Source organism: Glycomyces sp. YM15, assembly GCF_016918015.1.
Classification (GTDB): Bacteria; Actinomycetota; Actinomycetes; order Mycobacteriales; family Micromonosporaceae; genus Glycomyces.
In genome coordinates this window covers 268,817-288,745 of the sequence record NZ_JAERMK010000004.1, presented here as the reverse complement: position 1 = coordinate 288,745, position 19,929 = coordinate 268,817, and the positions used below count along the sequence as shown (strand labels likewise).

Genomic DNA, 19,929 nt, shown 5'->3' with positions numbered 1-19,929 from the left:
ACCGCTTCGGCCTTGAACTCCTCGGGAAACCGGCGATGATACTTCGAGGTCGACACTCTTCACTCCTTGCAACCCGAACCCTACCGGCCCGGGAGATCAAGGTGTCAACGTCAAAGGGTTAAGCCCCCTGAGGGGCCCGGCCCCTGTTGGGGTTCGGGTGGCGCTGCGTGGTGTGTGCGGCGCTTCCCCCAGCAGTCGCCTGCTGGGGCAGCCTAAGAACGGCGGGTCCCCGTAGTCGTCGGTCGCTGACCCTGCAGCTGTCGCTGTCGCTGTCGATGCCGGTGGTGCGGGTGCCTGGACTGCTTCCTCGGCCCCCGGGGGTTGGCTGATGCTGAACTTGGCTCGGCATTGCGCTTTCGAGTCTCGCATGGCTTTGACCGCCCGGTCGCGGTCGATCATCTCGGCGATCCCGTCGAGGTCGGGCTTCAAGGTCTCGGACCATTCGGTGCGGTAGAGCCCGGTGGGGAACACATCCCAGTCCGAGCCTGCATGCTCGGCGTCCATGTCGGCATCGGTGCGCCAGTCGGCGCACCCGCACCCGCCCGAGGCACCGGCCGAGCCACCGGCGGTGCCGCCCTGGCCGTGGAGGCCGTGGAGGCCTTCGTGCCCTTCGTGGCCGTCGTGGTGGGTGATGAGCGCTTGGCCGGGCCCGGTCTTCTCCACCGACCAGCCCGGGGTGTGGATGCGGCCGTGGTGGAACCGGCACAGCAGGATCAGGTTCTCCGCGACGGTCGGGCCGCCGTCGGCCCAGTGGGTGATGTGGTGCGCCTCGGTCCAGGCGATGGGCCGGTCACAACCGTGCCAAACGCACCCGCCTGGCTGCTCAAGCTCCAGCTTCCGCCGCAGGGCCGCGTTCGGGAGGCGCAGCGCCCGACCGAGCTCGACCGCTTCACCCTTGGCGTAGTTGAACACCGAGGGGATGATGACGCCTTCACAGGCCAGGAGCCGGGCCCGCGCAAGGCTGATCGGTTGGCCTTCCAGGAGGGGGAGGCGCCCGGTGTCCTTGCCCTGCAACGTCTCGATGTCGACGGTGAGGTCGAGGGTGGCGGTGTGCCCGTGCCGGGTCGCCGCCTGCGGGGAGGACCCGTACCCGGCCAGGAGCTGATGGAGAGCCTCGGCATGCCGGTTCGCCTGCGGCGGCAACAGACCCTCATCGTCGGGGTCGGCCCCTCGGTCGTCTTGGCGGGGTGGCGGGCAGGCGGTCTGCAGGTACTTGTCGAGCATCCGCCCGGTCGCATTCGAGAGGTGCCCTTCCAGCGCCCACATGCCGTTGCCGCACTCGATCAACTCCAGGCGCTGCATCGACTGCTCGCCGAGCCCATCAAGAAGCTCGGTCTCTCCGGCGATCGCGGCCCACAGCCCCTCAAGGTGACGACGCAGGTCCTTGAAGGAAGCATGAGCGCAGTACTCGACCACCATCGCCTCCGGCGTCGCGCAGAGGGTCTCGGGGTCGAAGGGGGAGACGACCGGGGCGGTGAAAGGAGTGCGGGCGAACACGCGCATCGCCGGGGTCTGGTCAAGCTGGCGGACAGCGTAAGCGACCTGGTCAATCCGAGCCCTCCCCGACACCGCCGCCGAAGCAAGAAGACGGAACTTCCCCGACAGCCGCGCGATGGCGGCGATGGCGCTGGCGGTGTTGAAGGTGAAGTCGAACTGGGACAGGAGCAGGTCGCGGAGGGCGGAGAACCCGAACTCGGAGCGGTGCAGGTTCGCCTCCTTCATCGCGATCACCGCAGACAGGACCCGGGCGTGAAAGGCGTTGATCCCAGCGGCGGCCTCATTGAGAGTCGAGCGGATCGCCGCAGCCTGGGAGCGGCGGTCAGAGGAAGCGGAGAGGAGCGAGGCGGCGGGAAGGACCGGAGCGACCGGGATGGTGGGGCTGTGACTGGTGCTGGTGCAGTGGCTCATGGTTCCTTCGCCTCCCTTCCCTGTTCTCGAATGTCCTGCCTGTTTTCGGTTCCTTGTTCGTAGTTCAATGATGACAGAATGCCGTGCCGGTGTCATCACCCAACCGGGTGAACATTCCATGAGGGACACTCACGCCTCACACTCGCTCCTCTTGGGGCGCAAAGCAAACCAGGGGCCAAATGGGCCTCCGCCGCCCCGGCCACGGCGCTGCCTGGCAGCCGCACCGCACACCCCACCACCATGCGACCCTTTTGTCGCCGCCCGCTTGAACCTCAACCGAGACGGCGCTTAATGCCGGACAGCACGGCCAGGTTGTGCAGTCCGCTTCGTCGCCATCGCTGGCTCTATCGTCGAACACTCAATGGACCTGCCGTCGTTCACGTCGGGTAGGAGCCGCTGGAGAGATAGCGGGTCGTGCCGGTTCGCTTCGCTTCGAGAGCGGTCGGCATTCGACGGCGGCCATTGGACGAGAGCAGCGGCAGGGCCTCTTCAACTGGGAGAAAACGGAACTCGGAGAGTTCGTCACTGTCGAGGCGGAGGCGAGCGGGGTCGATGGTGCCACCGTCGAAGATGAAGACGATCAGGGGGAGTGGTCGGCTGGGAATCGGCTGCGTCCAGTCGATCACCAGGAGCCCGCCGAGTTCGACGTCGAGGCCGATCTCCTCCTTGACTTCGCGGCGACAAGCCTGTTCGGGCGTCTCGCCTTCATCGAGCTGGCCGCCGACGAAGAGCCAGTGGTCGCGGTAGTTCGGCTTGACCACCAGGACTCGGCCCTCGGTGTCGGTGAACAGGGCACCGGCCGCGGCGAGGTGCTTCGGGAGTCCCTCGAGCCATTCGCTCGGCGTCACTTGATCCTGGTGCGGCATGGCATCGACCCTAGCGGGACGGTGAGAAGCCCTGCGGCACATATGAGGTGCGACCGGAACGAAGAGCCTCTGCGGCCAGATTGAAGCGCGGGCCGTTGGCGGGGTGGAATCTGGACGCGGCCTCGTCGACGGGGAGGAACGCGAAGGCCTCGAGTTCGTCCTCTTGCAGTCGGATCTGGGCGGGGTCGCCGACCGTGCCGCAGTCGAAGATGTAGATCGCCATAGGGGCCGAGACGAACGGGTGGTTCGTGACGTAGTCGAGCGCCAGCAGGTCGCCGACCGGGAGGTCGATGCCGATCTCCTCTTTGACCTCCCGCGCGCACGCCTCGTGCGGTGCCTCGCCCCGGTCGACCATGCCGCCCACGAACTGCCAGTCTTCGCTGTACGTCGGCTTGACGATGAGCGCCCGGCCTTCGGGATCGGTCACGAAGGCGCACGCCACGGCGTAGGAACTCGCGAAACCGTCGAGGACCGCTTGGGGGAGTTGGGCCATGGGAAGACGCTACCCGGTTCGGCCGACCATTTGGGAACGCGTTTGCCCAGTTTCGGTGCGGTCCGTAGCATCCCGGGCATGACGCTCATCATGATCGACCTGGACAACACGCTCATCGACCGCGACGCGGCCTTCCGCCTCGGCGTGACCGAATTCCTGGCCGCACACGAGCTCCCCGCATCGGACGTCGACTGGATCATGACCGTCGACGCCTCCGGGTACGCCCCGCGTTCCGTTGTCGCGCAGGCGATCATCGAGCGGCACCCGGTCGGCCTCGTCGAAGCGGAGATCGTCGACTTCCTGCGCCGCGGGGCGCGCGAGCACGCCCGCGTCACCCACGACACCGCCGATGCGCTGCGGGAGGTCCGCGAAGCCGGGCACCGGGTCGTGATCGTCACCAACGGCGTCGAGTGGCAGCAGCTGGGGAAGGTCACCGCCTCAGGCCTCGACCGCCTCGTCGACGCGACCGTGGTGAGCGAAGGCGCGGGTTCGCGCAAGCCCGAACCCGGGATCTTCCACGCCGCAGCCGAAGCCGCCGGCGAACCCCTCGAGGGCGCCTGGATGATCGGCGACCGTGACGACGCGGACATCCTCGGAGCCCACCGGCTCGGCCTGCGCAGCGTATGGCTCCATCTCGGACGCGAATGGGCCCAGTCCGAATACGCTCCGACGCACACCGCCGATGCCGTCGTCGAGGCCATCAAATACGCCGCTCAGTGATCCCGCAACGCCGCGAGCAGGTCGATGGCGGCCCTTGACGGATCGTCGCCATACGCCGACGCGAACGCCTCCTCGATCCGCCAGCCCGCCCGCCGCAGCGCACGATGGCGGGCGACATGCGCGCTCGGTCCGTCCGGATGGACCTGGGCGATCACGCCGATCGCCCGCTCGGCATCGCCCACCACCAGGTCCACCGCCCAATGACCGACCGGATACGCCTGGCGCACCGGCACTTCCGCGCCCTCGAGCGCATCGGCGAGTTTCGCCGTCCACTTCCCGACCGCATCACCGTCCCCCGGTGAACGCGGCGGCCGATCCGCGTACCGCAGGAACTCGCCGATCGGGCCGTCCGTCTCACCGACCGCGGTGACGACGTGCAAGTGCTCGCGCGCCCTCGTCACCATCACGTTGAAGAGGTTCGCCCCGGCCGCGAAGCGCCTGCGGCCCGCCGTATCGCCCTCGGCCACACCCAAAGCGATGACCACCGTGTCCGCCTCGCTGCCCTGGAACGCGTGCACCGTCCCGGTCCGCATCCGATGCCGGCGAATGGTCTCCAGATCGAAGCGCCGCAGGATCGCCGCCTCGATCGCATCCGCCTGCGCCCGGAACGGCGAGATCACGGCCAGACCGGTCTTCCCCGCGTCCACGAGTTCGGCGAGCAGATCGAGCGACCGCGCGACCTCAGCCTCCACCACGCCGTCCCTAGAGGACTTCGCATCGACGCGATGGACCACGATGACGTCCGCCTCGTGATTGCGCGGATGCGTGGTGATCGGTTTGACCCGGCCGTGATAGAACTTCGCGGCCGAGAATCCGATCAAATGCGGCACGCTGCGATGATGCTCGGTCAACTCGACCACCGGCCCGGCCCCGCACGCGAGGTCGTAGGCACTCACCTTGCCGATGTCCAACTGCCCCGAGCGATCCGACAGCCCATGCTTCGCCAGCACGTCCTCTGTCCTCGCCGCGCTGGCGAACGAGACGAACCGCAGCTGCCGCGGGTCGCCCGCGACGACCGCCCGGCGGGCCCGGGCGAGCACCGGAGCGGCCCGCAACTGGTTGATGTGGGAGGCCTCGTCGAGGATCGCCAGGTCGAACATGCCGACGCGGGCCGGGAGCACGTCCTCCACATCCGCCACGGTGCCGATCCACAGCGGCATGGCCCGCAGGAGGGCCGCGGCGCTGACGCGCTGCAGCCGCGCGCGGCGCTGCGGGCGGTTGCCGCTGCGCAGAGCGGTGCCCAGCTCGGTCAAAGCCTTGCGTGCGGCGGCGTCCCGCCGGTCGGTCGAGCCGGTCTCGATGCGCAGCGAACGGCCGATCGCTTGGGCCGCTTCGGTCTCTGCGCTTTCCAGGCTCTTCCAAAGCGGCGCGAGGCGCAGCCCTCCGGCGGCGGTGAGGCGGGCGGCGTCGCGTTGGTCGCGAGCGGCGCGGAGGGCGCGGGCGATCGCAGTGGCGCTGCCGTCGGCGCCCGCGAGCCGGCGCAGTCGTTTGGCGGCGCGGCGGGCCCGCAGCCGTTGCAGCCATCCGCCGTCGCGGCGGGAGCGGTCGAGGAGCCGTTCGGCCTCGTCGAGGTCGGCGTCGCGGAGCCCGGGGAAGTCGTCGAGGAGGAACAACGGCAGGTCCTGGACGCGCCCGCGTCGGGATTCGAGGTCGAGCCAGGTCGCGATCTCCGCCTCGATGCGGGCGGCGTACTCGACCGCTTCGGCGGCGGCCTCCTGCTCCCGTTCGACTTCGCGACGTTTGCGGCCCTTGCCGGTTCCGGTGCCGAGCCTGGTCAGGAACCGGTCGCGGCGTTCGGAGTCGCCGAAGTGGACCGGCAGCGGCCCGGGGTGGCGGTCGAGGAGTTCGGCGAGGACGTCGGCGGCGTGCACGGATTGGGTGGCGATCAGCACGGACTGCCCGTTCGCTATGGCGTCCAAGGCGATCGCGGCGAGGGTGTGGCTCTTGCCGCAGCCGGGCGCGCCGGCGATCACGGTGACCGGGGCGGTGCGGGCCTGGCTGACGGCCGCGCTCTGCTCGCGGCTGAGCGGCAGCGGGGAGCGCGGCGGCTGCGGGTCGTCCTCGGGTTCGGCGTCGGCGGGGTCGTACATCGCGGCGAACGCCGTGGCGTCGAGCCCCGGTCGCTCGGCCCAAGCGTGCAGTCCGGAGGCCAGCGGTGTCGGCGCCTGGTCGGGGGCGATGTAGATCACCGCTTCGACGACGACGAGGAGTCGGTCCCGATCGCGTTGCGGCGGAATGTGCCAGACCGCGGCATCGGGGAACCCGGCGGCTTCGGCCGCCAGCGGGAGCCAGGCGAGGTCCTCCAGGACCGCCGCGCTGCGCCCCGGATCGAACACGGCTTCGAGCTGCACGGCGAAGTCGGTCCCGGCCAGCGCCTCGTGGACCGCGATGTCGCCGGCCGCGATCACTTCCTGGATGTCGGAGCCCGCCGCGGCCGCCCGGAGTCGCACCGGCCGGTTGACGAGCGGGATGCGCACGCGCCGCTGCTTGCCGTCAATGTCGGTGCGGCCCACGACGATGCCCCAGCCTTGGCGGAGCAGCCGCTCGTCGCTGTGCAGCTCGTCATATTTCGCCAGCTCGGCCGCGCCCCTGACGGTTCCGAGGTCGGGGCTCCACACGTGCTGCTTGCCGAGGTGGTCGCCCAGCTGGTCCTGCTTGGTCTGCGGCGAGGCGGGCGCGAGGTCGGCGAGGGCGCGGAGGAGCCGGGCGGTGCTCATGTGACCCGAGTCTAACGGTCTGGCACTCGTTCCCACTGGTCACGCACTGGTCGGCGAGGAGCCGGACTGTGGCGGCCAGGGCAACCGGGTCGCCGGCGGCGCAGGGCTCGATGAGCCGCCCGAGGACGGTGAGCGCCCGGGCTCCGCGCCGCTCATGCGTCGGTCGGCTTCTCCTCGCCCGCTTCGGATTCGGCCTCGGCTGATGCGGGTCCTTCGGCGACCGCAGGCGCTTCGGCGGCTTCCGGGGTCGAGGTCTCGTCGGGGACTTCGGGGATCGGTTCTCCGGCGTCCGCCGGAGTTTCGGGTTCCGGCTCGGGTTCTTCCTTGGCGGGCATCGGGAGCGCCTGTGAGAGGCGCAGGCTCGTCTGGAGGAGGTCCCAGCCGAGGGGGAGGGCCGCGGCGTCGGGGAGGTCGAGTTCGAAGCCGAGGTCGTCGGCGAGGCCGCCCTGCTTGGCGAGTTTGACGACGACCGGGTGGGCGGAGCGGTTCGGGGCGTAGCACCACTTGGGGGCGGCGAGGCCGAAGTCGCGGGCGATCATCATGGCGGCCATGGCGGCCGGGCCGTCGATGAGCATCGCCGTGGAGCGGGTGGCGGCAGTGAAGATGGCGCCGGCCATCGCGCCGAGTTCGGCGCCGCCGAGGCGCGAGACGAGCGCTTCGGGGCTGCGCTTGAATCCGCGGTTGAACGCGAGGTGGTCGCGCAGGGCGGCGATGCGGCCCATCCAGGCGGCGTCGTGGACCGTACCGCCCGGGGCGCGCAGCTGCGGCTGGTACGTGGTGATGTCTTCTTTGGCGATGAAGGAGCAGACCGCGACCGAAGCGGTCGCGGCGCCGGCGCCGAGCCCGGCGATGAGGAGGAGGTCCGCGCCGGCGTCGATCGCGCGGTCGGCGGTCTCGCGGCCCAGGCGCAGGGCCTCGTTCAGCTCGGTCTCGTCGAGGAGCGGGCCCTCGACGCCTTCGCTGGCGGGTGTGCGGACGACGGTGACGGGCAGCCCGGCGCGGGCGGCCTCCTCGGCGAGCGGCCCCTCGCCCTTCTCCAGGGCGTCGGCCTGCGCTTCGACGGGCGCGTAGTCGCCGGAGTCCCAGCCGTCGGGGTACTCGCCGGCGAACAGGAGCATCTGCGGCGTAGCGAACGGCACGGGCGCGTCGGTGGCCTGCATGCGCGCGGCCCACCCCACCGCGGGCTGGAGGCGGCCGAGTCCGGCGCCTTCGATGAGGGCGTCTTGCAGCCGCGCGTTGGCGCGGGTGGTCCACACCCCGTTGGGGAACTTCGCTTTCAGGTCGGCGAGGGGCCCGTCGGTCGTCTCAGTCACGGCATAAGGCTAGCGCGGGAGCCGTGGGGCACAATTGCCTAGTGACCACCATCGACTTCGCCAAGGGACACGGCACCGGGAACGACTTCGTGATCGTGCCCGACCTCCAGGACGCGCTGGCGCTGAAAGACGCCCAGGTGGCGCTGCTGTGCGACCGCCGGTTCGGGATCGGCGGCGACGGGCTGCTGCGCGTCGCGCCCTCGGACGACCCGGCGGCCGAGTGGTTCATGGACTACCGCAACGCGGACGGCTCGATCGCCGAGATGTGCGGCAACGGCGTGCGCGTCTTCGTCCGCTACCTGCTCGAGAAGGGCCTCGCGGCGGGCCCGGAGATCCCCGTGGCGACGCGCGCCGGGATCAAGACCGTCCGCGTCGAAGGCGACGAGCTGCGCGTCGACATGGGCGCGGCCGCGTTCGGGCCGACCTCGCAGGCCTCCGTGGAGGGCTTCACCTGGCCCGGCCAGGCCGTGTCGATGGGGAACCCGCACCTGGTCTGCCACCTCGGCGACGAATCGGAGCTCGAGGCGCTGGAGCTCTTCCACCAGCCGCGCTACGACGCGGGCGTGTTCCCGAACGGCGTGAACGTCGAGTTCGTGGTGGGTGCGGCCCCGCACGTGCGGATGCGCGTCCACGAGCGGGGCGTCGGCGAGACGGCCTCCTGCGGCACCGGCGCGTGCGCGGTCGGCGCGGTCGCCCTGAGGCACGCCGGGCTCGACACCGGCGAGTGCAAAGTGGACGTCCCCGGCGGCACGCTCACCGTGACCGTCACCGACGAGACCCTCTACCTGACCGGCCCCGCCGTGATCGTCGCCGAAGGCGTCTTCCGGATCTGACGCCGACGCACCTCGATGGCGCGAACATCCATGTGAGGCGCGTCGGCACCAGGCCGTCCACAACCCCCACCCTCCCAAGTAGGGACCGTGCCCCCCGGCATTGCCGAACCGACGGAAAACCCCGGGAACCAGCGGTCCCCGGGGCGTTCATCCCGTCACTCGCCTGGCGCGGACCTAACGCATGACCCGCTTGACCGCCGCCGCCACCGCCGGGGCCACATTCGGGTCGAACACGCTCGGCACGATGTACGTCGCGTTCACCTTCTCCGCGCCCACGCAGTCGGCGATCGCCGTCGCCGCGGCCAGCGCCGCATCGTCGTTCCAATCCCGAGCCTGCGCATCCAGCAGACCCCGGAACACGCCCGGGAACGCCAGCACGTTGTTGATCTGGTTCGGCTGGTCCGAACGTCCGGTCGCCACGATCGCCGCGTAGCGCGCCGCCTCCGTCGGGCTGATCTCCGGGTCCGGGTTCGCCAGCGCGAACACGATCGGGTCCTTCGCCATCTTCGCCACGTCCGAACCCTTGAGGATGTTCGGCGCGCTCACGCCGATGAACACGTCAGAGCCCTCGACCGCCCCCGACAGGTCCCCCGAGTAGTCGCCCTTGTTGAAATGCGTGCCGAGCCACTGATGCGTCTCGTTCTCAGTGTCCATGCCGCTGTGCAGCGCCCCGTCGCGGTCCACCGGGATGATGTCGCCGATCCCGGCCTTCTCCAGCAACCGCATGATCGCGGTCCCCGCCGCGCCGCAGCCGACGACGGTCGCCCGGACGTCCTTGAACTCCTTGCCCACCACGCGCAGCGCGTTCGTCAGCGCCGCCAGCACCACGATCGCGGTCCCGTGCTGGTCGTCGTGGAACACCGGAATGTCGAGCCGCTCCCGCAACCGCGCCTCGATCTCGAAGCAGCGGGGCGCCGCGATGTCCTCCAGGTTGATCCCGCCGTAGGTGGGCGCCAGCGCCGCCACGATGTTCACGATCTCGTCCGTGTCCTGCGTGTCCAGGCACACCGGCCACGCGTCCACGTCTCCGAACTTCTTGAACAGCGCCGCCTTGCCCTCCATCACCGGCATCGCCGCGGCGGGCCCGATGTTGCCCAAGCCCAGCACCGCCGAGCCGTCGGTCACGACCGCCACCGTGTTGCGCTTGATGGTGAGCCGCCGCGCATCGTCCGGGTTCTCCGCGATCGCCATGCACACCCGGGCCACACCCGGCGTGTACGCCATCGACAGGTCATTGCGGTTACGAAGCGGCACTTTGGGAGTGACCTCGATCTTCCCGCCGAGGTGCACGAGGAAGGTCCGGTCCGAGACCTTCTTCACGTCGAAGTCCGGCATGGCCTCGAGGATGTTCGTGACCTGCTCGGCGTGCGCGGCGTCGGAGGTGTCGCAGGTGAGGTCGACGGTCATGCGCTTGTTGTCCGAGTCGACGACGTCGAGCGCGGTGACGATCGCACCGGCCTGCCCGACGACGGTGGCGAGGCGCCCCGCCGCGCCCGGGTCGGCCGAGAGGGCCAGCCGGACCGTGATGGAGAACCCGGCGCTGGGAAGACGGGCTGCAGTCATGCCGCTCCTTATGTGGTGCACTTCGTTGTGGACGCCCGGCTCGGCGCTGCTCATCTACGGCTCGCAAGCTTCGCCGTGGCCGCTCATCTACGGCTCGCAAGCTTCGCCAAGGCCGCTCATGGTTCGCGAGCTTCGCCAAGGCCGCTCATGGTTCGCGAGCTTCGCCGAGACCGCTCACCTGCGACCCGCAAACTTCGCCAAGATCGCTTGCGAGCCGCAGACGCGCCGCCTCGGCGAGCTTGCGAGCCGTAAATCGGCCGAGCCTGATGCCTTGAATGATGCCACTGCCGCGCGCAAGCCCGCCTCAGCCCCGTATCCGCCATCGGCCCCGCCACTCCCCGCCCGACCCGCCGACGACTACGCTCTGCGCGATATTCGCTCGCCGCCGTCACACGCTCGTGTCAAGCTTGTGGTGATGCACGAAGAGCACATGAACTCCCAAGAAGACTTCCCGTCCACCGCCGCCCCCTCCACGGGCGAACTGGACCTGGAAGCCCGCCAAGCGTTGCGACGCGTCGCCGGGCTCGCCTCGACCGAACTCGAAGACGTCACCGACGCCGAATACCGCCGGCTCCGCCTCGAACGGGTCGTCCTCGTCGGCGTCTGGACCGAAGGCACCATCGACGACGCCGAGAACTCCCTCGCGGAACTCGCCCAACTCGCCGAAACCGCCGGATCCGAAGTCGCCGACGGCCTCATCCAGCGCCGCTCCAAGCCCGACGCCGGCACCTTCATCGGCTCCGGCAAGGTCCGAGAGGTCAAGGACACCGTCGAAGCCCTCGGGGCCGACACGGTGATCGCCGACGGCGAGCTGTCCCCGGGCCAGCTCATCGCCCTCGAAAAGGCCATCAACGTCAAGGTCATCGACCGCACCGCCCTCATCCTCGACATCTTCGCCCAGCACGCGAAGAGCGCCGAAGGCAAGGCCCAGGTCGAACTCGCCCAGCTCCAGTACCTCCTGCCGCGCCTCCGCGGCTGGGGCGACGCCATGAGCCGCCAGGGCGGCTCCAACGGCGGCGTCGGCCTCCGCGGCCCCGGCGAGACCAAACTCGAGACCGACCGCCGCCGCATCCGCGCCAAGGTCGCCAAACTCCGCCGCGAACTCGCCAAACTCACCGTCACCCGCGAGACCAAGCGCGACTCCCGCACCCGCAACCGCGTACCCGGCGTCGCCATCGCCGGCTACACCAACGCCGGCAAGTCGAGCCTGCTCAACGCCCTCACCGGCGCCGGCATCCTCGTCCAAGACGCCCTGTTCGCCACCCTCGACACCTCCACGCGGCGCTCCCGCACCGCCGAAGGCCGCGAGTACACCGTCACCGACACCGTCGGATTCGTGCGGCACCTGCCCCACCAGCTCGTCGAGGCCTTCCGCTCCACCCTCGAGGAAGTCGCCGAAGCCGACCTCATCGTCCACGTCATCGACGGCTCGCACCCCGACCCCCTCGGCCAGGCCGAAGCGGTCCGCGAAGTCCTCGCCGAAGTCGGCGCCGAAGAGGTCCCGGAACTCGTGGTCGTCAACAAGCTCGACCTGGTCGCGCCCGACGACGTCCTCCAACTCCGCTCCGACTGGCCCGACGCCGTCTTCGTCTCCGCCCACACCGGCGAAGGCGTCGACAAGCTCCGCGCCGCCATCGAACAGGCCCTCCCGCAACCGCACACCACGCTCACCGTGTGCGTCCCCTACGTACGCGGCGACCTCGTCTCCCGCATGCGTTCCCGCGGCGAGGTCCTCTCGACCGAGCACCGCGGCGACGGCTCCGTCATCACCGCCCGCGTCGACGACGCGCTGGCCGGTGAATTGCGGCCGTTCGTCCTGGAAACCGACTGAATAGCAGTGGTCCTGAACATGTCCCTCGGGGGGCCTGGCCGGTACACCCCGTGTTCTGGAACACTTGCCTGATGCGAGAGCGCCGTGTGGGCCGTGGGGCCCTGCCTGCGCGGATCGTCGCCGGGGCAGCCGGAGCGGCTGTCCTGGTGGTGGCCGCGCCCCCCGTGTACGCCCAGGACGAGGGCGGCGGGGAAGTGGTGTGCGAGATCCACGACCCGCGTGTCGCCACTGCGACCGGAGTCGTGGAGGCCTCGGACGGCGACGGCTGGTGGGTCCTGCCCGACGGCGAGGGCCAGACCGACGGCATGTTGACGATCCGCCGCGTCGGTTCGGACTGCGCGGTGCGCGACACCGAGGCCGGGAGCCTCGCGATCAACTGGCTGCCGAAGGACCCGGAGGACATCGCGATCGAGCCCGACAAGGGCTTCCTCTGGGTCGCCGACATCGGCGACACCGGCGACCGCGAGAGCGTTTCGCTCACTCAGGTAGCGGTCGACGACGCGAGCAACTTCGACATGACCCGCTACGTCTACCCCGACGGCATGAAGGACGCCGAGGCGTACTTCCTGCTCCCTGACCGCAGCCCGGTCTTCATCCCCTCCACCGAGGGCACCGCGGAGCTGTACACGTCCGACGGCCCCGGCCAGGAGGAGGGCACCCCGCTGGACCTCGCGGGCACCGTCACCCTCCCCGACGGCGCCGGCGCGGTCACCGGCGCGGCGCTCAACGCCGATGCGACGAAGGTCGTGTTGCGCACCAGCGATTCCGCTTACGAATGGGACGTCGCCGACGGCGACCCGGTGGCCTCCATGACGGCCGCCGAACCGCGCGTGACCGCGCTCGACGACGGCGGCAACGACATCGCCTACGACGCCGAGGGCAACTTCCTCACCGTCGCGCAGACCGGCGACGAGGCGTCACCGGCGGCGATCTACCGCTTCACCCCGGCCGCCGCGGCCCCGGAAGAGCCCGCCGCCAGCGAGGACGCCGCGGGCGGCGCGGCGGAGGAAGCGGGCCCGAGCCTCCTCGACCGCGTCCTCGACCTGGGCTTCGGCACGATCGTGAAGATCCTGGCCGCCATCGCCATCCTCGGCATGGCGACGATGGTCTTCGGCATCATCATCATCCGCAGGTACCGCAAGCAGGCCGAGGGCGCCGGCGAGGACGACGGGACCGAGATGGGCTTCGCCCGCGAGGAACCGGTATTCGGCGAGGACCGCGGCGGCGCATATGAGGACGACCCGATCGACCTCGGCCTCGACTCCGGCCAGCCCGATCCCGACCTCGGCCAGATCGCCCGCGGCGGCGTGTACGGCGGCGCCGCGTCCGAGCCTTCGGGCAGCGTCTACGGCGGCGCCGCGTCCGAGCCTTCGGGCAGCGTCTACGGCGGCGCCGCGTCCGAGCCTTCGGGCAGCGTCTACGGCGGCGCCCGGCCGGAGCCCTCCGGCAACGTGTACGGCGCGAGCCCGGCCCGGCCCGAGTCCACCGGTTCGGTCTACGGCGGTGCGCGCCAAGAGCCTTCGGGGAACGTCTACGGCGCCCGCGCCGCCGCCGCGCCCACCGGCGCCCGCCCCGCCGCCGCGCCCACCGGCGCCCGCCCCGCGACCCCGCCCGCCGGTCAGGGCGCCGTCTACGGCGGCGCCCGAGAGGAACCGCAGTACGGCGCGTTCGAACGCGGCGGCCACGGCAGCGTCTACGACAACGCCGGTCCGGGCCAGGACTTCGGGGCCCGTCCCGAGCCCTCAGGGAACGTCTACGGCGCCCGCGCCGCCGCCCCGCCCGCCGGGAAGGGGAACACGTACGGAGCCTCGCAGGGGAGCGTCTACGGGGCCGGAAACGACGAACGGACCCCGGAGCCGGAGGACGGCTTCTGGGGCCCGTCTGAAGGTGGCACGTACGGCCGGGGGCGTTGAAGGGCCCTGAGACGCTGCGGCGCCCGGAGCAGCGCATGTCGCACTGCTCCCGAGCGCAGCGGTGAACACCGCGGCCCGCAGGCCGGGTGCTAGATCTTCCGGAGGACGGCGACGACGCGCCCGAGGATCTCGGCCTCGGTGGCGTCGATCGGGTCGTACAGGGAGTTCGCCGGGAGCAGCCACGGCTTGCCGTTCTTGCGCTTCCAGGTCTTCACCGTGGCCTCGCCGTCGATCATGGCGGCCACGATCTCGCCGTTCAGCGCGTCGGGCTGCTGACGCACCACGACCCAGTCGCCGTCGGTGATGGCCGCTTCGACCATCGAATCGCCCTTGACGCGCAGGAGGAAGTGCACGCCTTCGCCGACGAACTCGGCCGGCAGGGGCATGACGTCGTAGTCGCGCTCCTCGGCCAGGATCGGCTGCCCGGCGGCGATCTCGCCGACCATCGGCACGTACCGCGGCCGAGGGTGCTGCGAGCAGGTCTGGACGCCGCCCGGAGTGGACTGGCGGACCCCGACCGCGCGCGGCCGGCCGGCCAGGCGGTTGAGGTAGCCCTTCCGTTCGAGCTGCTTCATCTGGTACGCGACGGACGAGGCCGAGGCGAGCCCGACTTCGGCGCCGATCTCCCGGACGCTGGGCGGGTAGCCCTTGTTGTTGATGAACTCCTCGATGTACTCGAGGACTTGCTGCTGCCGACGCGTGAGCTTGCGCGTTTTCGGTCGGGCTGTTGTGGTCTCGCTAGCCACAGAAGGCTCCCGTTAGACAAATGGGACGGTATGTCTGATTCCGACAATGTAACTCAGGTGCGGTGTCAAGTCAAACATTCGTGCGACTCCGGCGTGTCGCCGCGCTGCTGGGAATGTGTTTTGACCAAGGTTCACCCGTACGGGTGAACGATACTTCGCCGTCCGTCGGTGCACTGGAGCCCGTCCCCGAACTCCGTGCTGATCCGGCAGCCCGCTCTGCGCTATCCTTGACACAAGATCTTGTGGTTTGTTGTATCGTTTCTCACTAGGTGTTGGGGTTTCCGCACCTACCGGAGCGGCGAGGGGCAGACTGTCCCTCCCCGCGCACCGCCATCGCGCGATGGAACCCCTCAAGGCATGTCGGCCCGTGACAATCTACGGCTCGCAGGCGTCGCCGAGGCCAGCGAGACGATGGCTTACGTAAGGAGACTATCGATGCGTTGCCCGTACTGTCGCCATCCCGACAGCCGCGTAGTCGATTCCCGCGAGGCCGAGGACGGGAAGATCATCCGCCGCCGCCGGGTCTGCCAGCAGTGCGAGAAGCGCTTCACCACCGTCGAGGAGTCCATCCTCGCAGTCGTCAAACGGAGCGGTGCGACCGAACCCTTCAGCCGCGGGAAGGTCGCCTCCGGCGTCCTCAAGGCCTGCCAGGGCCGCCCGGTTGACGCCGACGACGTGGCCAAGCTGGCGCAGGCCGTCGAGGACGAGATCCGCTCCAAGGGTGTGGCCGAGGTCCCCGCCCACGAAGTGGGCCTGGCGATCCTCAAGCCGCTGCGCCAGCTCGACGAGGTCGCGTACCTCCGATTCGCCAGCGTCTACCAGGACTTCGAGTCCCTCGAGGACTTCGAGGCCGCCATCGCGCAACTCCGCGAGGAGCACGCCGCCAGGAACAGCGGCTAGTCCCCGGGCACCACCAGCACCGATCCGATTCCCATGACCAGGCATGAGCAGACAGGGGCGAGGAACATGCCGAAGACCACCAAGGCCGCCGAAGGCACCGCCAGGACCACCGCGAAGCAGACGACCGCCAAGGCTCCCGGCGGGGGCCTCAAGGTCGAGCGCGTCTTCACCACGCCCGGAGTGCACCCTTACGACGAGGTCAAGTGGGAGTCCCGCGACGTCGTCATGACCAACTGGCGCGACGGCTCGATCAACTTCGAGCAGCGCGGCGTCGAGTTCCCGGAGTTCTGGAGCCAGAACGCCACCCAGATCGTCACTTCGAAGTACTTCCGCGGCGCCGTCGGCACCCCGCAGCGCGAGAGCAGCCTCAAGCAGGTCATCGACCGCGTCGTGACCGAATACCACAAGGCAGGGGAGAAGCACGGCTACTTCGCCACCGCCGAAGACGCCCGGATCTTCGCCGACGAGCTCACCTGGCTCCTCCTCCACCAGTACTTCAGCTTCAACTCCCCGGTCTGGTTCAACGTCGGAACCGCTGCGCCGCAACAGGTCAGCGCGTGCTTCTTGCTCAGTGTCGACGACACCATGGACTCGATCCTCAACTGGTACCGCGAGGAAGGCCTGATCTTCAAGGGAGGCTCCGGCGCCGGGGTCAACCTCTCCAAGATCCGCGCCTCCTCCGAGCTGCTCTCCAGCGGCGGCAACGCCTCTGGCCCGGTGAGCTTCATGCGCGGCGCCGACGCCTCCGCCGGAACCATCAAGTCCGGAGGCGCGACCCGACGCGCCGCGAAGATGGTCATCCTCGACGTCGACCACCCCGACATCGAAGAGTTCATTGAGACGAAAGCCCGCGAAGAGGACAAGATCCGCGCCCTGCGTGACGCCGGTTTCGACGTCGACCTCGGCGGCAAGGACATCGTCTCCGTCCAGTACCAGAACGCCAACAACTCGGTCCGAGTCTCCGACGAGTTCATGAAGGCCTTCGAGAACGGCGGCGACTACGCCGTGACCGGACGACTCGACGGCAAGGAGATGGCCCGCAAGGACGCCCGGAAGATCTTCCGGAAGCTCGCCGAGGCCGCCTGGGAATGTGCTGACCCGGGCATCCAGTACGACGACATCATCAACGACTGGCACACCAACCCCAATACGGACCGGATTCGCACCTCGAACCCGTGCTTCCCGGCTGACCAGCGCGTCGTGACCGACAAGGGCCTCATCAAGATCGGCGACCTGGTGCGCCGCTCCGCCGAGGGCGAGACGTTCGCGGTCTTCACCAACGACGTCACCGCCGAGAGCGACGCCGCTGATCGCGTCGTAGCGACCAACCCGGTCCGCTACATGGTCACCGGCACTAACGAGATCATCGAGCTCCGATTCTCGGACGGCTCCCGCCTGCGCTGCACCCCGAACCACCGGGTCTGGACGAAGAACCGAGGCTGGGTCCACGCCGAGCAGTTGCAGCCCGAAGACCAAGTCGTCCGCTCCAACCAGTACGCGCCGCGCTCCGCCGCGAACACCCGAGTTCCGCTCGCCGCGCTGGCGGCCGCGGAAGCGACCGGCTCGACATTGCGGCTGCCGCACAAGTGGGACGAGGACCCCGACCTCGCGCACTTCATGGGCTGGCTCGTCGGCGACGGCTGCGTGACCGAGAACCGGGTCGTTACCGTTTATGGCACTGAGGCAGAACAGCAGGAACTCTTGCCTCGCCATCAGCGTCTATTGGAGCGCCTCACTGGGAAAGCGGGCAAGCCGAGCGTGCAGGCGAACGGCACGCAGCAGCTGCGTGCCGGACATGCAGGTCTGATCGAGTTCTTCAAAGCGCTCGGCTTCTCGATAGGCCGCGCCGCCGAAAAGGTGCTCCCCGAAGCGCTCTTCGAGGCCGACGAGGAAACCCTCGTGGAATTTCTGCAGGGCCTCTTCGATGCCGACGGCTGCGTTGTCGAGCAGGACAACGGGACCCGCTACATCGGTCTCGGCAGCAAGTCCGAGGAGCTGCTGATCGGCGTGCAGGAGACCCTGTCGTCGCTCGGGATCAGCGCCCGGATCTACCGCACCGAGTCCAAGGACGCCAAGTTCCAGTACACGAAGAAGGACGGCACCGAGGTCGAGTACGAGTCCGAAGGCCCGTTCTTCGACCTGCGGATCTCGGGACCGTCGATGGTCGAGTTCGCCGCGCTCATCAGCTTCAGCCTGCCCGCGAAACGCGACAAGCTGGCCTCGATGCTCGACTACAAGACCCGGTACAACACCGACCGGACCGTGCGGATGACCAGCCGGAAGAGCGTCGGGTTCGAGACCACCTACAACCTCACCGAGCCGCGCAACCACTCGTACATCGTCGGCGGCGTCGTCGTCGCGAACTGCTCGGAGTACATGAGCATCGACGATTCCTCGTGCAACCTGGCGAGCCTCAACCTCATGAAGTTCCTCGGTGACGACGGCTCGTTCGATGTCGAGATGTTCACCAAGACCGTCGAGTTCGTCTTCACCGCCATGGAGATCTCGATCTCCTTCGCGGACTTCCCGACCGAGGCGATCGGCCGCAACACCCGCGACTTCCGCCAGCTCGGCATCGGCTATTCGAACCTGGGCGCACTGCTCATGGCCTCAGGCCACGCCTACGACTCCGACGATGGCCGTGCTCTGGCCGCCGCGATCACCGCGTTGATGACCGCGGTTTCGTACCGGCGCTCCGCTGAGATCGCCGGTGTCGTCGGCCCCTACGCCGGTTACGAGGTCAATGCCGAACCACACCAGCGGGTCATGTGGAAACACGCCGCAGCGGCGGAGACCGTCCAGACCTTTGGCGATGTCGATGCCACTGTCATCGAGGCAGCCAAGACAGAGTGGAGCCGCGGCAACGAGCTCGGCGAGGTCAACGGCTGGCGCAACGCGCAGGCGAGCCTGCTCGCGCCGACTGGCACTATCTCGTTCGCACTTGACTGCGACACCACTGGCATCGAGCCGGACCTTGCACTTGTCAAGCACAAGAAGCTTGTCGGCGGCGGCTCTATGGAGATCGTCAACCAGACGGTGCCGCGCGCCCTGACCTGCCTCGGCTACAACGATGCCGACCGTGACGCGATCGTGGCGTACATCGCCGAACACGGCCATGTCATCGGTGCTCCGGCACTGCGGGAGGAGCACTACTCGGTGTTCGACTGCGCCATGGGTGAGCGGTCGATTGCGCCAATGGGCCACGTGCACATGATGGCGGCCGTCCAACCGTTCCTTTCGGGTGCGATCTCGAAGACCGTCAACCTGCCTGAGTCCGCCACGGTCGAGGATGTCGAAGAGGTCTACTACCAGGGATGGAAGCTCGGTCTCAAGGCGCTCGCGGTCTACCGCGACAACTGCAAGGTCGGGCAGCCGTTGTCCGTCAAGAAGAAGGAAGTCGAGCAGGCGGTCGAGGAGGCGGTGGAGAAGGCCATTGAAACTGTCGCGGCCCACGGGCCGGTCCGCCGGAAGCTGCCGAAGAAGCGTCCCTCGCAGACCATCTCGTTCAGCGTCGGCGGCGCGGAGGGGTACATGACCTCCTCGTCCTACCCGGACGACGGCCTGGGCGAGGTCTTCCTCAAGATGTCGAAGCAGGGCTCGACCCTGGCGGGCGTCATGGACGCGCTCTCGGTGTCGATCTCGATCGCGCTGCAGTACGGTGTGCCGCTTGAGAAGTACGTCGAGAAGTTCACCAACATGCGGTTCGAGCCGGCGGGGATGACCGACGACCCGGACATCCGGATGGCCTCGTCGCTGGTGGACTACATCTTCCGGCGCCTCGCGCTGGACTACCTGCCGTACGAGGAGCGCGCCGCGCTGGGCATCCTGACGACCGCTGAGCGCACGGCCGAAGTCAACGGCGAAGACCCCGCGAAGGTCCACGAGGTCGACCTGGACGCGCTGCGGACGTCGGCGCCGATCGAGGAGGCCGCCACCGAGCGGGTGCAGATCGAGACGAGGCGGTCGCGCAAGGACCTCCTCGATTCGGTCCAGGCCCGCAGCGCCGATGCGCCGCTGTGCATGAACTGCGGCACGCCGATGCGCCCCGCAGGCTCCTGTTACGCCTGCGAAGGCTGCGGTGCGACCAGCGGTTGCAGTTAGCGGGCAAGCGATCGTGCAGCGGGGC

General features: G+C 69.2%; 13 protein-coding genes. 6 read left to right on the top strand and 7 right to left on the bottom strand.

Annotated elements, in window-relative coordinates:
• Positions 1-96: 96 nt before the first annotated feature.
• From JHY01_RS06975 to JHY01_RS06965, 3 genes are all read right to left on the bottom strand, one after another.
• Positions 97-1,908 carry an HNH endonuclease signature motif containing protein gene (locus tag JHY01_RS06975; protein WP_205324886.1) on the bottom strand — a complete coding sequence of 604 codons (1,812 nt, stop codon included), beginning with the start codon at positions 1,906-1,908 and terminating at the stop codon, positions 97-99.
• Between the two features lie 377 nt (positions 1,909-2,285).
• The gene (locus JHY01_RS06970; RefSeq protein WP_240192466.1) at positions 2,286-2,774 is read right to left on the bottom strand and encodes an NUDIX hydrolase; all 489 of its coding nucleotides are present in this window, start codon (positions 2,772-2,774) and stop codon (positions 2,286-2,288) included.
• A gap of 10 nt (positions 2,775-2,784) precedes the next feature.
• A complete protein-coding gene (locus JHY01_RS06965) occupies positions 2,785-3,267 on the bottom strand; it encodes an NUDIX hydrolase (RefSeq protein ID WP_205324884.1) in 483 nt (160 codons plus the stop codon).
• 78 nt (positions 3,268-3,345) lie between these two features.
• Here JHY01_RS06965 and JHY01_RS06960 point away from each other — a divergent pair, with 78 nt between their 5' ends.
• Entirely contained in the window at positions 3,346-3,987 is a 642-nt protein-coding gene (locus JHY01_RS06960) for an HAD family hydrolase (protein WP_205324883.1), read from the top strand.
• Here the strand turns inward: JHY01_RS06960 and JHY01_RS06955 are convergent.
• Both JHY01_RS06955 and JHY01_RS06950 read right to left on the bottom strand, forming a co-directional pair.
• Positions 3,981-6,704 carry an AAA domain-containing protein gene (locus JHY01_RS06955; RefSeq protein ID WP_205324882.1) on the bottom strand — a complete coding sequence of 908 codons (2,724 nt, stop codon included), beginning with the start codon at positions 6,702-6,704 and terminating at the stop codon, positions 3,981-3,983. The two genes, JHY01_RS06960 and JHY01_RS06955, sit on opposite strands and share 7 nt — an antisense overlap.
• Before the next feature lie 152 nt (positions 6,705-6,856).
• Positions 6,857-8,017 (bottom strand): nicotinate-nucleotide--dimethylbenzimidazole phosphoribosyltransferase, encoded by a 1,161-nt coding sequence (locus tag JHY01_RS06950; RefSeq protein ID WP_205324881.1) that lies wholly within the window; start codon positions 8,015-8,017, stop codon positions 6,857-6,859.
• Between the two features lie 50 nt (positions 8,018-8,067).
• Between JHY01_RS06950 and dapF the strand changes: the two genes are divergently transcribed.
• Positions 8,068-8,850, top strand: a complete 783-nt coding sequence (gene dapF / locus JHY01_RS06945) for a diaminopimelate epimerase (protein WP_374199506.1) — start codon at positions 8,068-8,070, stop codon at positions 8,848-8,850.
• Between the two features lie 174 nt (positions 8,851-9,024).
• Here dapF and JHY01_RS06940 read toward each other — a convergent pair whose 3' ends face one another.
• On the bottom strand, positions 9,025-10,413 hold the full coding sequence (locus JHY01_RS06940) for an NAD-dependent malic enzyme (protein WP_205324879.1): 1,389 nt from the start codon (positions 10,411-10,413) through the stop codon (positions 9,025-9,027).
• A gap of 430 nt (positions 10,414-10,843) precedes the next feature.
• Between JHY01_RS06940 and hflX the strand changes: the two genes are divergently transcribed.
• Both hflX and JHY01_RS06930 read left to right on the top strand, forming a co-directional pair.
• On the top strand, positions 10,844-12,244 hold the full coding sequence (gene hflX, locus JHY01_RS06935) for a GTPase HflX (protein WP_205324878.1): 1,401 nt from the start codon (positions 10,844-10,846) through the stop codon (positions 12,242-12,244).
• Positions 12,245-12,315: 71 nt separating this feature from the next.
• Positions 12,316-14,157 (top strand): hypothetical protein, encoded by a 1,842-nt coding sequence (locus JHY01_RS06930; protein WP_205324877.1) that lies wholly within the window; start codon positions 12,316-12,318, stop codon positions 14,155-14,157.
• A gap of 89 nt (positions 14,158-14,246) precedes the next feature.
• Here the strand turns inward: JHY01_RS06930 and lexA are convergent, their stop codons facing one another.
• The gene (gene lexA / locus JHY01_RS06925; protein WP_205324876.1) at positions 14,247-14,903 is read right to left on the bottom strand and encodes a transcriptional repressor LexA; all 657 of its coding nucleotides are present in this window, start codon (positions 14,901-14,903) and stop codon (positions 14,247-14,249) included.
• A 435-nt stretch (positions 14,904-15,338) separates the two neighbouring features.
• Here lexA and nrdR point away from each other — a divergent pair, with 435 nt between their 5' ends.
• Both nrdR and JHY01_RS06915 read left to right on the top strand, forming a co-directional pair.
• A complete protein-coding gene (gene nrdR / locus JHY01_RS06920; RefSeq protein WP_205324875.1) occupies positions 15,339-15,803 on the top strand; it encodes a transcriptional regulator NrdR in 465 nt (154 codons plus the stop codon).
• A 66-nt stretch (positions 15,804-15,869) separates the two neighbouring features.
• Positions 15,870-19,904, top strand: coding sequence for a vitamin B12-dependent ribonucleotide reductase (locus tag JHY01_RS06915; RefSeq protein WP_205324874.1), 4,035 nt, complete (start codon positions 15,870-15,872; stop codon positions 19,902-19,904).
• The last annotated feature ends 25 nt before the right edge of the window (positions 19,905-19,929 follow it).